This is a genomic window from Pantoea sp. LMR881, assembly GCF_027157825.1.
GTDB classification, from domain to species: domain Bacteria; phylum Pseudomonadota; class Gammaproteobacteria; order Enterobacterales; family Enterobacteriaceae; genus Pantoea; species Pantoea haifensis.
Window position 1 is genome coordinate 3613965 of sequence record NZ_JAPVOK010000002.1, and the last position, 15214, is coordinate 3629178.

Sequence of the window (15214 nt, forward strand, 5' to 3'; positions counted from 1 at the left end):
GTCACTCATAATCACGGGCTTCTGATATTATTGACAATACACCGCTGAAGCACAGCGTCAGAACAATCGAAAAGGAGCAGGGATGACAGCACAATCCCGGGAACCGCATTCACCTGAAGCCTTGCGCGCCGTTGTTGTGGGCGTATTAAATGGCTTCAGGCATCCGACCCTTAAAAAGAATCTCACTGCGTTAAAAGCGTTGCATCATGTGGCGCAACTGGATGGCAAACTGCATATCGAACTGATTATGCCCTTTGCCTGGGCCAGTGCCTTTGAAACGTTAAAAGCCGAGACCAGCTCAGAACTGCTGCGTTTGACCGGTACGCGAGCCATCGACTGGCGGCTGAGTCACGATATCGCCACGCTGAAGCGAGTGAAAAATCTGCCGGGAACCAAAGGCGTAAAAAATATTATTGCCGTCAGCTCAGGCAAGGGCGGCGTTGGTAAATCAAGCACGGCAGTGAATATGGCGCTGGCGCTGGCTGCGGAGGGAGCGCGTGTCGGCCTGCTTGATGCGGATATTTATGGGCCTTCCGTCCCAAATATGCTCGGCACCGAACATGAGCGTCCAACGTCGCCAGACGGTACGCATATGGCTCCCATCATGGCGCATGGTCTGGCAACCAATTCCATTGGCTATCTGGTAACGGATGACAACGCGATGGTATGGCGCGGTCCCATGGCCAGCAAGGCGCTGATGCAGTTACTGAATGAAACGCTGTGGCCGGAACTCGATTATCTGGTGCTGGATATGCCGCCCGGTACGGGTGATATTCAACTGACGCTGGCGCAAAACGTGCCGGTTACCGGCGCGATAGTGGTGACAACGCCACAGGATATTGCGCTGATTGATGCGCGCAAGGGCATGGTGATGTTTGAAAAGGTCAACGTGCCGGTATTAGGCATCGTTGAGAACATGAGCATCCATATTTGCAGCAACTGCGGCTTCCACGAGCCTGTTTTTGGCGCTGGCGGCGCAGAAAAAATGGTGAAGGATTACGGAACGCAGTTGCTGGCGCAGCTTCCTCTGCATATTAATCTGCGCGAAGATCTGGATGATGGCGAACCCACCGTTGTTCGTCGTCCAGAGAGTGAATTTACTGAACTGTATCGTCAACTGGCTGGGCGCGTTGCCGCACAACTTTACTGGCAGGGTGAAGTGATTCCAGATGACATTGCCTTCCGGGCAATTTAGAGGTTTCACTGTCCGCTGGCGTGTGCCGACGTCAGCGGATAGTGCATTAAGATATATTTCCCTGGCCGCTTTCTCCCTGCGCAATCATTTGCCAGCCGTGTTGCAGATAAAAAGCCTGTGCGGCTTTATTCATCTGTAGACACTTCAGCGCACCGGTTGAAGTAAAGCGCGCCTGCACCGCTTCCAGCAGGGCGCTGCCAACGCCACATCCTTGATAATCCGGGTCAACATACAGGCTGTGCAAAAAGTTATCGTTTTCCAGCACGCCTGCAAAACCGACGCGATGATCATCCTGCTCAGCAACCAGCACGGTTTCGCCCAGAATGACGCTATCGAAATCTTCCAGCTTCCAGTGGCTGCCATCCATCCAGCGCCAGTTATGACGACGGGCAGCCAGAAACAAGGTACGCAAAAAAGGGCGATCGGTTTCAGTAAAGGGACGAATATGCACAGCTCACACTCCAGCAAAACGCTTTCCTACAAAGCTAGCAGCTCCACCAGAAAAAGATAAACCGCCCTCTCCAGGCAGTTTTACGTGTAAACTGCGCACCGGCGCCTTAAAGATCAATAAGATCGACGTTTGATAGCTTTCGTTTATTTGATTGATAACGATTGCATATTAGATGTTGGCCCGAAAATTCTGTAACGTGCATCACATCTTTTAATGGAGGCCACCAGATGTCTATTATCAATACCAAAATTAAGCCGTTTAAAAACGCTGCTTTCAAAAACGGCGAATTCATCGAAGTAACCGAGAAAGACGTTGAAGGTAAATGGAGTGTTTTCTTCTTTTATCCAGCTGACTTCACCTTTGTTTGCCCAACTGAACTGGGTGACGTGGCTGATCACTACGAAGAATTCCAGAAACTGGGCGTAGATATCTACTCCGTTTCTACCGACACCCACTTTACCCACAAAGCCTGGCATGGTTCTTCTGAAACTATCGCGAAGATTCAGTATGCGATGATCGGCGACCCAACAGGTGCGCTGACCCGTAACTTCGAAATCATGCGTGAAGCAGAGGGCCTGGCTGACCGTGGTACTTTCATCGTTGACCCAGAAGGTATCATTCAGGCAATCGAAATCACTGCTGAAGGCATTGGCCGTGACGCATCTGACCTGCTGCGTAAAGTGAAAGCGGCTCAGTACGTTGCGTCTCACCCAGGTGAAGTTTGCCCGGCTAAATGGAAAGAAGGTGAAGCAACGCTGGCTCCGTCACTGGACCTCGTGGGTAAAATCTAATTTCGCTTCGGCCTTTCGATCATTCTCTCATCGGGTGCCACGGCACCCGATTTTTTGACCAGGAATTCACTATGCTCGACACAAATTTGAAAACTCAGCTCAAAGCTTATCTTGAGAAATTAACCAAACCTGTTGAGTTGATTGCCACTCTGGATGATGGCGCAAAATCAGCAGAGATTCGTGATCTGTTGGTCGATATTGCGGGACTGTCTGATAAAGTCAGCTTTCGTGAAGAGAACGATCGCCAGGCGCGTAAACCCTCATTTTTAATTACCAACCCTGGTGCTAATAACGGGCCACGCTTTGCGGGTTCGCCATTGGGCCACGAATTTACTTCACTGGTGCTGGCACTGCTGCAGACCGGTGGACATCCATCCAAAGAAGCGCAAAGCCTGCTGGATCAGGTGGCTTCGCTGGATAGCGATTTGCATTTTGAAACCTATTACTCACTGTCATGCCACAACTGTCCTGATGTGGTACAGGCACTGAACCTGATGGCGATCCTGAACCCGCGCATCAGCCACACCGCGATTGACGGTGGTGTGTTCCAGAACGAAATTCAGGAACGCAACGTAATGGGCGTACCTGCCGTTTATCTGAACGGTAAGGAATTTGGTCAGGGCCGCATGAGCCTGGCTGAAATCGTCAACAAAGTAGACGTGAATGCTGAAAAACGTGCAGCAGCCGAACTGAACAAACGTGAAGCCTATGAAGTGCTGATCGTAGGTAGCGGCCCGGCGGGCGCAGCCGCCGCGATTTATTCAGCACGTAAAGGTATTCGTACCGGTTTGATGGGTGAACGTTTCGGTGGTCAGGTTCTCGATACTGTTGATATCGAAAACTACATCTCTGTACCCAAAACCGAAGGGGCAAAACTGGCTGGTTCCCTGCGTGCGCACGTAGATGATTACAATATCGACGTGATCGAAAGCCAGAGCGCCATCAAGCTGATTCCAGCGGCGGTTGAAGGCGGCTTACACGCGATTGAAACGGCATCCGGCGCGGTGCTGAAATCACGCAGCATCATCCTGGCGACAGGGGCGCGCTGGCGCAACATGGGCGTGCCGGGTGAAGAAGAGTATCGCACCAAAGGTGTAACCTATTGCCCACACTGTGACGGCCCGCTGTTTAAAGGCAAACGTACTGCCGTTATCGGTGGCGGTAACTCAGGCGTTGAAGCCGCAATCGACCTGGCCGGTATCGTTGAACACGTAACCCTGCTGGAATTTGCGGGCGAAATGCGCGCTGATCAGGTGTTGCAGGATAAACTGCGCAGCCTGAAAAACGTTGACGTGATCCTGAACGCTCAGACCACTGAAGTCACGGGTGACGGCAGCAAAGTCACTGGCTTGCAGTACATTGACCGCAGGTCCCAGACCACACACGAACTTGCCCTGTCCGGCATCTTCGTACAGATTGGTCTGCTGCCGAACACGCCGTGGCTCGAAGGTGCGGTAGAACGTAACAAAATGGGCGAAATCATTATCGACGCGAAGTGCGAAACCAGCCTGAAAGGCGTCTTCGCGGCAGGCGACTGCACCACCGTGCCGTATAAGCAAATCATCATTGCCAGCGGTGAAGGTGCAAAAGCCTCACTCAGCGCCTTTGACTATTTGATTCGTACCAAATCGGCTGAATAAGTTTTTGCGATAGCCACGCAGCAACCCCGGAACCGCTGTTCCGGGGTTTTTTTAGTATCCGGCCAGCGACATTAACATCATCCACAACGGCGTAGTGAAGGCAGCAAAAATCGTAGAAAAAGCATACTGGCAGCCGCCGGGCCGGGAATGGCATTAAATTTTTGCGACATCAAATAGACATTGACGCCCACCGCCATCGAACCCAGCAGCACCACAACTTTACTTTCCAGCGGGGGCAAATGTGTCAGCCAGGCAATGGCCCAGATGGTCATTGGTTGCACAATTAATTTCAGAATACAGATGGTGTAACTCTCTTTCAGGCCGTCGCGAACCCGATAATGCGCGAGGGTCATTCCCAGCGTAACCAGCGACAGCGGTGCGGCAATCGAGGCCAGCATGCGCAATGGCTCTGCCGCAAAAGTGGCAGCGGACGCTGTAAAAAACTCCACAGAGTACCGCTCAGAATACCGATAATTAACGGGTTTTTTAACACGCTAATCAACGTGCGACTCAGCCCCTTTAGCGAAAAACTGCCGTGCTTTGACCACTCCACCGACAACGTGAGCAGGGTCCAGAGAATCAGACTGTTAAACACCAACACCAGCGCCACCGAAGGCAAAGCCTGTGGGCCGAGCAACACGGTGGCAACAGGAATACCAAGCATCACGTTATTGGAAAAAATGCCGCCCAGCGCAAATACCGAACCGGCTACGCCATCCAGCCCAAATAAGCGGGTAGCGCATATGCGTCCGGTAATGAATACCAACAGGCAGCTGCCGAAAAACGCCAGCAGCAGACGGAAATCCACCGGCGGGCTTTTGTAGAAATCACTCATTACGCGGAACAACATGCAGGGCAGAGCAACGTTGAAGACAAACCGGTTCATGCCTTCACTGATACTGGCGGGCCATTTACCGAAGCGCGTCAGGCTATAGCCAAGAAAGATAAGAACAAACAGCGGGGCCGACAAATAAATCTGATGACTTAGCGTATCCAGTAAGGCAGACATAGGCAATTAAGCAGGCAGGTTTTCAATCATTTAAGACTAACAGGTTGTCGTGCGGGGTGTAACAGGCGGATTGCTGTAAGTCAGAGGCAGGAAACAGGGCATAACGCTAAAACCATTAAATCAGGCGATTTCTCGCCTGATCCATTGAGGTGTTTTACATATGTCCGGCTGTGTCGGCAAGCTCTCCCGCCTGGCTCTGCAACGCACTGGCTGCGGCTGCGGATTCAACGACCAGTTCGGCATTTTGCTGCACCATACGATCGAGATTCGTTACCGCATTGTTGATTTCCTGAATGCTCTGCATCTGTTCGCTGCTGGCGATGCTTATCTCGTGGATGATGCTGGAGACGCTATTACTGGAGGTCACAATCTCTTGCATACTCTCTCCCGCCAGGCGTACATAACGCGAACCGACTGCCACGCTGTCGGTGGTGGATTCAATCAATGTTTTAATCTCTTTAGCGGCCTGGGCACTGCGACTGGCCAGATTACGAACTTCTCCCGCCACCACGGCAAAACCGCGCCCTTGTTCACCTGCGCGTGCCGCTTCGACAGAGGCGTTTAGCGCCAGAATATTTGTCTGGAAAGCGATCCCATCAATCAGGCTGGTAATATCGCCAATCTTCGCAGAGGCGCTTTCAATGGTTTGCATTGTCGAAATGGCATGGGAAACCACATCGCCGCCATGTGTCGCCGCCTGAGTTGCATGCAGTGCCTGCTGGTTTGCTTCAGCGGCAGAGTCTGCGGACTGTTTAACCGAACCAATAATCTGCTCCAGTGCGCACGCCGTTTCACGCAGGCTGGTAGCGGCCTGTTCGGTACGGCCGGAAAGATCGTTATTACCCGCCGCGATCTCCTGTGCGGCATGCTTAACAGAGGTACCCGATTCGCGAAGCTGTTTCATCAGGCAGGAGAGCTTATCGCTGAAGGCGTTGAAGGCCTGAGCAATTTGCGTGACTTCATCATTGCCTGTTTCGGGCAAGCGGCGCGATAAATCGTTAAGCATCATCGTGTCACGGATGGCGATCAGTCGTTGCATCTGCCGGACAATGATCAAATGCACCGCCAGGCCTCCCGCTATGACCAACAACACCAGCGACAGCAAAGAGACTTTCAGCAGCGCGTGCATACCCGAGCTGATATCGGCCTCATCTAACGCAACCACTAACAACCATTCCGTGCCTTTTATCGGTGTGGCAGAAAATATTTTCTTTGTCTCCTTCAGTTTACCGGTCAGTGTCGCCCCGGAAGCCAGCGCGGCGAAATCGATACCATGGATAGCTTTGCTGAACGGTTTCAATGTAAGAGCAGGATCATTGGCTGCAATCACCGTGCCATCCTTATTCAGTAACAGCCCGCTGCTGTCGGGCGTTGGCCGAATGCTACGCACGTTGGTGATGACGCTGTCCATCTTCAGATCACCCGCAATCACCGCTTGTAACTTGCCATTCTTTGTCACGGGTACGGCAAAGGTCACCACCAGCTTACCGGAGCCAATGTCAACATACGGGGCAGTCACGATCGGCTGGTTACGTTTCACCGCTTCCAGATACCAGGGGCGTTCGGTGGGGTCAAAATCATCAGGCACACCGGCAGAATTACTCAGTATGGCTGTTCTGTTGGGATAACCGGCGTAAACATTTGAGAAGCCAGCTGAAGAGGCGATTTGTGCAAACAGGGGGCCGGATTGTATGACATCGCAACTTTATCGAGCGAAGCGATAACCGCCATTTTTGCGTTTATCCAGTCTTCAATAGCTATGGAATGGCTGCTACTGGTACTGGCGAGAATATTGCTCTGCGCTTGCTGATTATACTGGCGCATGACCCGGAGATTAATAGTGGTGTTAAGAAGCAGTACAACAACTAAGCACACCACCGCTATGGCAACGATCCGTGTACGAATTGACTTAAACATAATGGCTTACCTTTAGTGTGGTTATGCACCAACTATCGGCAGAAAGTACACAGACTTTATTATTTCTCAGGTGATAATCAATGAGTTAAATTTCATGGCGATTATTAAGGCTCTGGCGACCCGGGAAATGAGTCAGAAGAAGGTGAGCTGCGAAGCCGTGAAAACGAAATGTATGCGCCATTAAGACTGTTTGGCTGGACGAGTGCATTGATCGAGATCAGGTAACTCTCTGGCAGGAACAGTGAAGTTAACGCCAGTTTCCTTGCCACAAAGGGTTCCTGTTCCCACTACAGGCACAACCCTCAGTAGCGTTAAATCTTGCTGATGCATGGGCTATGTATAAAGCAGAAAAGGTATCGTTCGATGAATATCCAGCAACGGATGGAATGGGTGACGTACCACCGGATGAGTTAGCAGAAGCCAAAGCCCTTAATAAGCATCTCAAAATCTGTAAATTGATGTTCAAGACCTTTCTTACTGAAAAAAAGACATTTTAATGAAGTTGCCAGATAGTGGCTGCACTATCAAAAGCGAGATTTGGCACATACAGCACTGCGGAGATGAAAAAGTTTGTTGGGTGGGCGCTAAAACAGCCGGATAGCTGGCAGAAATGGATTACCGGGTTGTTGGCATACACAGGCGCGAGGAGAAGCAAAATTGCCAAACTCGAAAAGTCACAAGTCAAATAGGATGAGGATTGCCAGCGGTACTATTTCCTGATTGCAGAAGCAGGGCAGGGGAAAACAGAAAACGCCACCCGACAAGTGGTAATGCACCCTGAGCTTGATGAAATCCGTCCTCACTGGCATAGCGGCTTGTTCTTCCCTCCGCATCTCTACGATTTTCCGCATGGTATCGGTGATCTTGATACGAAGCGGTTTCACCTTCTTCTTAGCATCAGCCTTACGTTTAGATTTTTGCTGTTTCACTTCGATGTGCGTTTTTCCTACACGGAACTGTGACCAGGTGAGGGTTAACAGGTCAGAGATGCGTAACGCACTCTCGTGCTGTATCACTCAGGCACAACAGAACAGGTTTGTTCTGGTGTTGCGTTGTAGCTCTGCCGCCACTGCTTTACTACTCGTTGAGTGGGGCCAGCCATTATGGATTGGTTGGGCGTAGGAGCTGTCAATGCCGGAACAGCGACGAATCAGTACAGCTTGTCTGGGGGATCAGTCCGTGATTCTGCTATGTCTCTTGGTGGGGATAATGCTTCAGCGTACAGCCTTGCACCAGTGTTTAACGTAAACCTTGAGGCATCCGTACCGCTCACAATAGCCAGCGATTCGAGCAGATTTGCGGATTAGGTCGCTTTTACGGCGAGAGCCGCACAAGCCAGCTTCGCACAGTCGCTAACGTTGGCTGTGAGCAGTGGTTAAAACAGTACAGGCGGTTAAAACATCAGAGGAGCTTCGTCTCCTTTTTTGCCATCTGGGACAGGGGCCAAAAAGGGGTTATGCGTATTTTCATGGTGAAGAAGCGATAACCGACAGGGCGGGCTTGCACCTGCAGGCAACTTCCCCTAATCTGGCAAAAAGTAAGCTAATTCTTACCAAATGACTCGGGGTGCCCTTCTTTGTGAAGGCTGAGAAATACCCGTATTACCTGATCTGGATAATGCCAGCGTAGGGAAGTCTGATGCCTGACCGCATTCGTCTTCTTGTTCGCCGGTTGGGAGTGATAATGACACATCAACCTGAACACCTCTCTGACGCGCAATTCGCGCCCGTTTTGCACCAGTTCCGCCAGCACGCCCCGCTGGTGCACTGCATGACCAATGATGTAGTGCAAACCTTTACCGCCAATGTATTACTGGCATTAAATGCTTCGCCTGCCATGGTGATCGATCCAGAAGAAGCGGCGCAGTTTAGCGGCTTCGCCGATGCGCTGTTAATTAACGTCGGCACGCTGACTCGTGAGCGCCAGCAGGCGATGCAGGCAGCCGTGACGGCCGCAAACAGCGCCGGAACGCCCTGGACACTGGATCCGGTCGCGGTCGGTGCGCTGAACCTGCGCAGCGAATTTTGCCAGCATTTACTCAGTGAAAAACCTGTGGCGATCCGGGGAATGCCTCTGAAATTTTAGCATTAGCGCAGCAGGCCACGGGCGGGCGGGGCGTGGACAGCCTGCATCAGGCTGATGCGGCGCTGAATGCGGCTCAACAGCTGGCCCGTCAATATCAGACTCTGATTGTCGTCACGGGGAAGTTGATTACGTTACTGATGGCTTGCGCACGCTGCGTATTGCAGGCGGCACTCCGTTAATGACACGTGTGGTGGGAACAGGCTGTGCCCTCTCGGCAGTAGTTACAGCATTCTGTAGTCTGCCCGGCGATACGCTGCTCAACGCCGCTTGCGCCTGTCGGGTAATGTCGCTCGCAGGCGAAACAGCGGCTGCGCAGGCACAGGGTCCCGGCAGTTTTGTTCCGGCGTTTCTCGATGCGTTATGGACGCTGGAGGTGGCTGCATGAAACGTGTTAATGCATTATCCATTGCCGGAACCGATCCCAGTGGCGGAGCGGGTATCCAGGCTGATTTAAAAACCTTCTCCGCGCTGGGTGCTTACGGCACCAGCGTTATCACCGCACTGGTGGCACAAAACACCTGTGGGGTGCAGTCGGTTTATCGTGTCGATCCCGGTTTTGTCGCCGCACAGCTTGATTCCGTGCTGGATGATGTGCGCATCGATAGCGTAAAAATCGGCATGTTGTCAGAAACGGCGATTGTTGAACAGGTTGCTGACCGCCTGAAACGTGCCAGTTTACCCTTTGTGGTGCTCGACACCGTGATGGTGGCAAAAAGCGGTGATGCGTTGCTGTCGCCGGATGCCATTGCCAGCGTGCGCGAGCTTTTGTTGCCACAGGTTTCGCTCATTACGCCTAACTTGCCCGAAGCGGCGGCGTTGCTGAACAGCGAGGTGGCGCGCAATGAAGAGGAAATGCTGAGCCAGGGAAGCGCGTTGCTGGCTCTGGGCTGTCAGGCGGTGCTGATGAAAGGCGGCCATCTCAGCGATAAGGAAAGTCCAGACTGGCTGCTCACCCCAACGCAGCAGCAACGGTTTAGCGCACCGCGTGTGAATACTCGTCATACCCACGGCACGGGTTGCACGCTGTCAGCCGCCTTAGCTGCGCTGCGCCCGCGCCATGCTAACTGGCACGACACGCTGACTGAGGCGAAAGCCTGGCTACAGCAGGCGCTGATGCAGGCCGATTCACTGGAGGTGGGGAAAGGAATTGGGCCAGTGCATCACTTTCATCAATGGTGGTAGGGCAGACGGCCAAAGAGGCGATTTTTTCCTGCGGATCTGTCTGAAAAATGGAGTCAGCCATTTGCGTCTTCAGGCTATTCAAGTCCAGGCTGTTGGGGTCGAACCGGCGGGTGCCGGTTCACCTTTGACATCTGACAGGAGTTTACATGACGGACATCGTACAGTTATTGGGTCAGGAAGCTGATTCCCTTCTCCAACATCGCTGCATGACTATTCCAGCGGAAAGCCTGTATTTACCAGGCGGGGATTTTGTTGATCGCGTGATGATCGACAACAACCGTTCTCCTGCGGTGCTGCGAAATATGCAAACGCTCTACAATACCGGGCGTCTGGCGGGCACCGGTTATCTGTCGATTCTGCCGGTCGATCAGGGGTAGAGCACTCCGCGGGCGCTTCGTTTGCAGCTAATCCACACTACTTTGATCCGAAAAATATCGTTGAGCTGGCAATTGAAGCGGGCTGTAACTGTGTCGCGTCAACTTACGGCGTGCTGGCTTCGGTATCACGTCGCTATGCGCACCGCATTCCGTTTATGGTGAAACTGAACCACAACGAAACGCTGAGCTATCCGGCACAGTACGATCAAACGCTGTACGCCAGCGTAGAGCAGGCGTTTAACATGGGTGCGGTCGCAGTAGGCGCAACCATTTATTTCGGTTCTGAGCAATCACGCCGCCAGATCGAAGAAATCTCCGCCGCGTTTGAGCGGGCGCATGAACTGGGCATGGTGACGGTGCTGTGGGCCTATCTGCGCAATAACGACTTCAAAAAAGAGGGTGTCGATTATCATTCCAGTGCTGATTTAACCGGCCAGGCGAACCATCTGGCTGCGACAATTGGTGCCGATATCGTTAAGCAGAAGATGGCTGAGAATAACGGCGGCTACAACGCGGTGAAGTTTGGTCATACCGATGAGCGCGTCTACAGCAAACTGACCAGCGAAAATCCAATCGATCTGGTGCGTTATCAACTGGCGAACTGCTACATGGGTCGTGCCGGGTTGATTAACTCGGGTGGCGCATCGGCGGGTGAAACTGATATCGCTGAATCCGTCCGTACCGCAGTTATTAATAAACGTGCTGGCGGCATGGGGCTGATTTTAGGCCGTAAAGCGTTTAAAAAATCTTTGAAAGACGGGGTGGCGCTGATTAACGCGGTACAGGATGTTTATCTGTCTAAAGATGTGACAATTGCTTAATTAAACCCGGCTTTGCCGCCGACGGTGTAATCTGCTGTTGCATAACGATAAAAAGGCCAGCATCAATGGCTGGCCCTTGTTCTTCAGGTAGTAATCCGGCTCAGATCCCTTCAAACCACTCGCTGTTCCGTTCCGCAATGGGCGTAATGGAAAATATCATCTCTTGCAGATGACGACGCATGGCGGCTTCTGCGGCATCAACATCATGATTTTTCAGGGCAGCGAAAATCTCTTCATGCTGCTGGATCAGGCTCTCCGGCGGAGAGACCTCACTGAGCGTTAAAAAGCGCACCCGATCCATGGTTGCCTTGATATTCTCTACGGTTTCCCATGCCAGCGTGCAGTCGATGCTTTCAGCGATCAGACGGTGAAACTCATCATCCAGACTGAGAAAAGCCTGACTGTCATGGCGTTCAGACGCCATTTTTTGCAGCTGTAAATTGTGTTCCAGCGCCATCAGGGCGGGTGACGCGATCTCCTGCGCAGCGCGACGTACCACCGAAATCTCTACCGCTTCCCGGATAAAACGACCATCAGCGACGCGCTTGGCAGAGATCTTACGCACAAACGTGCCTCGCTGGGGCAGCACCTGTACCAGACCTGCCTCTGCCAGCTTAATAAACGCTTCACGTACCGGCTGACGCGAAACGTTAAAGCGAGCGGAAACCTCTTTTTCAGACAGCAGCGAACCCGGCTCAATCGCACAGGTAACAATATCTTTGCGCAGATAGCGATAAATCTGCTGGTTCACCGGTTCGCTGGTGGTAATGGTATAGGCGATCGACATGCAGCAATATCCGTATAACGGCTGGCGGGTGCCAGCCTGATGTGAAAGAACCAGTCTAATCAGCGCGCTGCGTCTGCGCCAGTGCTTTTGCTACTGAACAATTATCCGTGGTCCATGAATTGATGAACCGTGGCACGTGCGCCTTGCTGCGTCAGTTGCTGATAAAAGCTGGTCAGTTTCGCCACGACCTCTGCATTCTCTGCCAGGTCTTCACCAAATACCGCTTTCATGGCCAGTAACGCGCGTACCCGCGCTTCACCTTCTTCACTGTTAGCCACGCACTCTGCCAGTTGGTTTTTCAGTGGATCGCGGATCTCAATGGGCTGACCTTGTTCATCCACTGCGCCAGCGTAGCGCATCCAGGCGGCCACGCCGAGCAGCAGTAAATCGCAGCGGCTGCCGTTAGCTAAGTGCCAGCGCACGCTGTCAAGCAGGCGCTGCGGCAGTTTTTGGGTGCCATCGGTTGCGATTTGATAAGTGCGATGCTTAATGGCGCGGTTTTCATAGCGGGCGATCAGCGAATCAGCATAGGCATGCAAATCCACGCCTTGCGTGCGCAGCGTGGGCGCTTGTTCATCGACCATTAATGCACGTGCCGCCGCACGAAAATGGCGGTCAGCCATACAGTCGCTGATATGCTCATAACCGGCGAGAAACCCGAGATAGGCGAGGAAAGAGTGACTGCCGTTCAGCATGCGCAGTTTCATCTCTTCAAAGGGCAGTACATCTTTTACCAGCTCAGCTCCGGCGTTTTCCCATGCCGGACGACCGCTGACAAAGTTATCCTCAATTACCCACTGGAAGAACGGTTCAGCTTCCACAGCCACAGGGTCGCAGGAGCCGAGACGCGCGCTGAGCTGTTTGAATGCGCTGTCGGTCATTGCCGGAACGATGCGATCAACCATAGTAGAGGGAAAGGTGATGTGCTGCTGGATGTAATCTGCCAGCGCGGCATCCTGACGCTGCGCCAGTTGCACAATCACGTTGCGCGTAACGTGCCCGTTTTCCGGCATGTTGTCACAGGACATCACGCTAAAAGGCGCCAGCTCTGCGTCACGGCGGCGACGGATGGCGGCAAGAATCAAACCCGGCAGCGACCGTGGCGCCGTCGGATGAGCAAGATCGTGCACGATATCGGGATGCTCTGGATTGAGATCGCCGCTGGCGGGCAAGTGGCAATAGCCTTTCTCGGTAACCGTCATGGAGACAATGGCGACGTCTGGCTGGCTCATCGCGTTGATCACCGCTTCGATGCCGTCCCCTTTGCCGTGCAGCGCAGCGGTAATGACGCCAATGACGCGGGTATTCAGCGAGTCATCTGCCATTTCCGTTACGGTATAAAGCAGGGCCTGCTCACGCAGCGCCTGAATCAGTTCACCGCTATTCAGGTTAACTTCACAATAGCCCCAGTCGCTGCCCTGTTCGGCCAGTTTATCGCTGCAAAGCGCCTGATGGGCGCGGTGAAATGCGCCAAAGCCAATGTGCACCATACGCGTTTTCAATTGACTACGGTCGTAGCCTGGGCGCTGAACGTCAGCGGGAAGGCGATCAATCTCTAACATGCTCTGTCCTTATGGCAAACGGGGCGTCATGCGCCCCGTTAACGACGAGAGGATTAAACCGAAACCGGATTTTTGTGGGTTTTCGGACTACGAATGACAAACAGTACCAGGAATGCGCCGACGGCGGCGACACATCCGGCCAGCACAAAGGCGCTGTCAAATTTGCCGGTGTGCTGCACGATGAAGCCCGTCACGATGGGACCGATGATACCGGACAAGCTGCCGACCAGATGGATGAAGCCACTGATGCTGCCGACACGACTTTTATGTACCACATCCTGAATAATCGCCCAGTAAATTGCACCGGTAATGTAAAGAAAGAAGATCGAGACCGACATCATCATTACCGCCGGGACCACCTCTTTTATCGTACCCGCCAGCGCAACACAAATGGCAGCTGCAAACAGTGAGACCACCAACACAATTTTACGTGATAACAGCAACTTGCCAGTGATATTGAAAATTTTATCGGAAATCCAGCCGCCAAGAGCCAGGCCAACAAATCCCACAATCCACGGGATCATGGTGGTGATACTCATGGCTTTAATGTCCAGACCGTGCGCCTGTACCAAATAGGCCGGGAACCAGCTCAGGAAGAAGAACAAAATGTAGTTGTAGCAGAAGAAGGCGAACGCCGTGACCAGGATAATGGGCTGGCGCAGGTAATAGCCGAAGCCATGAGAGGTTTGCGACAGATCGGCCTCATCGTTCGGGTTTTCCGCTTTCATGCGATCAATCAGTGCCCGCTCTTTCTCAGTGACTAACTTGCTCTTCGCCGGATTATCTGCCGCGAAGAACAGCCAGATGGCCATCCATACCAGGCCAATACAGCAGACGATCACAAAGGCCGGACGCCAGCCATAGGCGAGGGCCAGATAACCAATGATCGGCCCGGCAACGGCACCGCCTAAAGGCGAGCCGGCACTGAGTAACCCCATCGCGGTTGCCGCCTGTTTTTTCGGGAACCAGCCATTAATGGCTTTGTTCGCTGAGGCGCAGATTGGACCTTCCGCCATGCCAAACAGCACGCGCAAAATCAACATTGACCAGAAACCGGTCGCCAGCGCAGTCATGCCACAGAAAATTGACCACGCGCCGACCGCCACGCCCAGCACAATTTTAGGGCCAAACTTGTCAGTCGCGAGGCCACCCACAAAGTTAAACAACGCATAACCAAAAAGAAGCTGCCGAAAATCATGCCGAACTGTTCAGCATTGATCGCCAGATCTTTCTCAACCAGCGGAACAGTCAACGACAGGGCGACGCGATCGAGGTAGTTGATCATGTAAACAAGGAACAGCAGTAATACGAGGGTCCAGCGCAGATTCTTGAACATAGAAACTCCGGATCTGTTTTCTACTTGTAATAGGCCGGCGGGTACGCACCGGCAGAAACAC

The 15214-nt window shown here is 52.8% G+C and carries 6 protein-coding genes, 7 pseudogenes and 1 riboswitch; of the genes and pseudogenes, 7 read left to right on the forward strand and 6 right to left on the reverse strand.

The genetic code is table 11. The features are described 5' to 3' along the window. The first annotated feature begins 82 nt into the window (after positions 1-82). Positions 83-1195 carry an iron-sulfur cluster carrier protein ApbC gene (gene apbC, locus O3W44_RS18795; protein ID WP_269294236.1) on the forward strand — a complete coding sequence of 371 codons (1113 nt, stop codon included), beginning with the start codon at positions 83-85 and terminating at the stop codon, positions 1193-1195. Positions 1196-1200: 5 nt separating this feature from the next. Here apbC and O3W44_RS18800 read toward each other — a convergent pair. Beyond that, positions 1201-1646, reverse strand: a pseudogene (locus O3W44_RS18800) (GNAT family N-acetyltransferase). 227 nt (positions 1647-1873) lie between these two features. Here O3W44_RS18800 and ahpC point away from each other — a divergent pair. Then, positions 1874-2437, forward strand: a complete 564-nt coding sequence (gene ahpC / locus O3W44_RS18805; RefSeq protein ID WP_269294237.1) for an alkyl hydroperoxide reductase subunit C — start codon at positions 1874-1876, stop codon at positions 2435-2437. A gap of 71 nt (positions 2438-2508) precedes the next feature. Beyond that, positions 2509-4077, forward strand: coding sequence for an alkyl hydroperoxide reductase subunit F (gene ahpF, locus O3W44_RS18810; RefSeq protein WP_269294238.1), 1569 nt, complete (start codon positions 2509-2511; stop codon positions 4075-4077). A gap of 51 nt (positions 4078-4128) precedes the next feature. Here ahpF and O3W44_RS18815 read toward each other — a convergent pair. Together O3W44_RS18815 and O3W44_RS18820 are read right to left on the reverse strand one after the other, a co-directional pair. Beyond that, a pseudogene (locus tag O3W44_RS18815) lies at positions 4129-5086 on the reverse strand (AEC family transporter). Between the two features lie 154 nt (positions 5087-5240). Next, positions 5241-7003, reverse strand: a pseudogene (locus O3W44_RS18820) (methyl-accepting chemotaxis protein). Between the two features lie 354 nt (positions 7004-7357). Here O3W44_RS18820 and O3W44_RS18825 point away from each other — a divergent pair. The 4 genes and pseudogenes from O3W44_RS18825 to fbaB all read left to right on the forward strand — a co-directional run. Next, positions 7358-7824: pseudogene (locus O3W44_RS18825) on the forward strand (integrase); the annotation flags it as partial. Positions 7825-8555: 731 nt separating this feature from the next. After that, a riboswitch (TPP riboswitch) is annotated at positions 8556-8652 on the forward strand. Beyond that, positions 8642-9473 (forward strand): annotated as a pseudogene (gene thiM / locus O3W44_RS18830) (hydroxyethylthiazole kinase). It overlaps the preceding riboswitch by 11 nt. Beyond that, positions 9470-10270: a bifunctional hydroxymethylpyrimidine kinase/phosphomethylpyrimidine kinase gene (gene thiD / locus O3W44_RS18835; protein ID WP_269294240.1), complete on the forward strand. Its 801-nt coding sequence runs from the start codon at positions 9470-9472 to the stop codon at positions 10268-10270. The pseudogene thiM and the gene thiD overlap by 4 nt, the downstream one beginning before the upstream one ends. Before the next feature lie 146 nt (positions 10271-10416). Next, positions 10417-11468 (forward strand): annotated as a pseudogene (fbaB, locus tag O3W44_RS18840) (class I fructose-bisphosphate aldolase). 100 nt (positions 11469-11568) lie between these two features. Here fbaB and O3W44_RS18845 read toward each other — a convergent pair. From O3W44_RS18845 to O3W44_RS18855, 3 genes and pseudogenes are all read right to left on the reverse strand, one after another. Continuing rightward, positions 11569-12255 (reverse strand): GntR family transcriptional regulator, encoded by a 687-nt coding sequence (locus O3W44_RS18845; protein ID WP_269294241.1) that lies wholly within the window; start codon positions 12253-12255, stop codon positions 11569-11571. A 101-nt stretch (positions 12256-12356) separates the two neighbouring features. Continuing rightward, the gene (locus O3W44_RS18850) at positions 12357-13817 is read right to left on the reverse strand and encodes a mannitol dehydrogenase family protein (protein WP_269294243.1); all 1461 of its coding nucleotides are present in this window, start codon (positions 13815-13817) and stop codon (positions 12357-12359) included. A gap of 53 nt (positions 13818-13870) precedes the next feature. Further along, positions 13871-15153, reverse strand: a pseudogene (locus O3W44_RS18855) (MFS transporter). Positions 15154-15214: the final 61 nt, after the last annotated feature.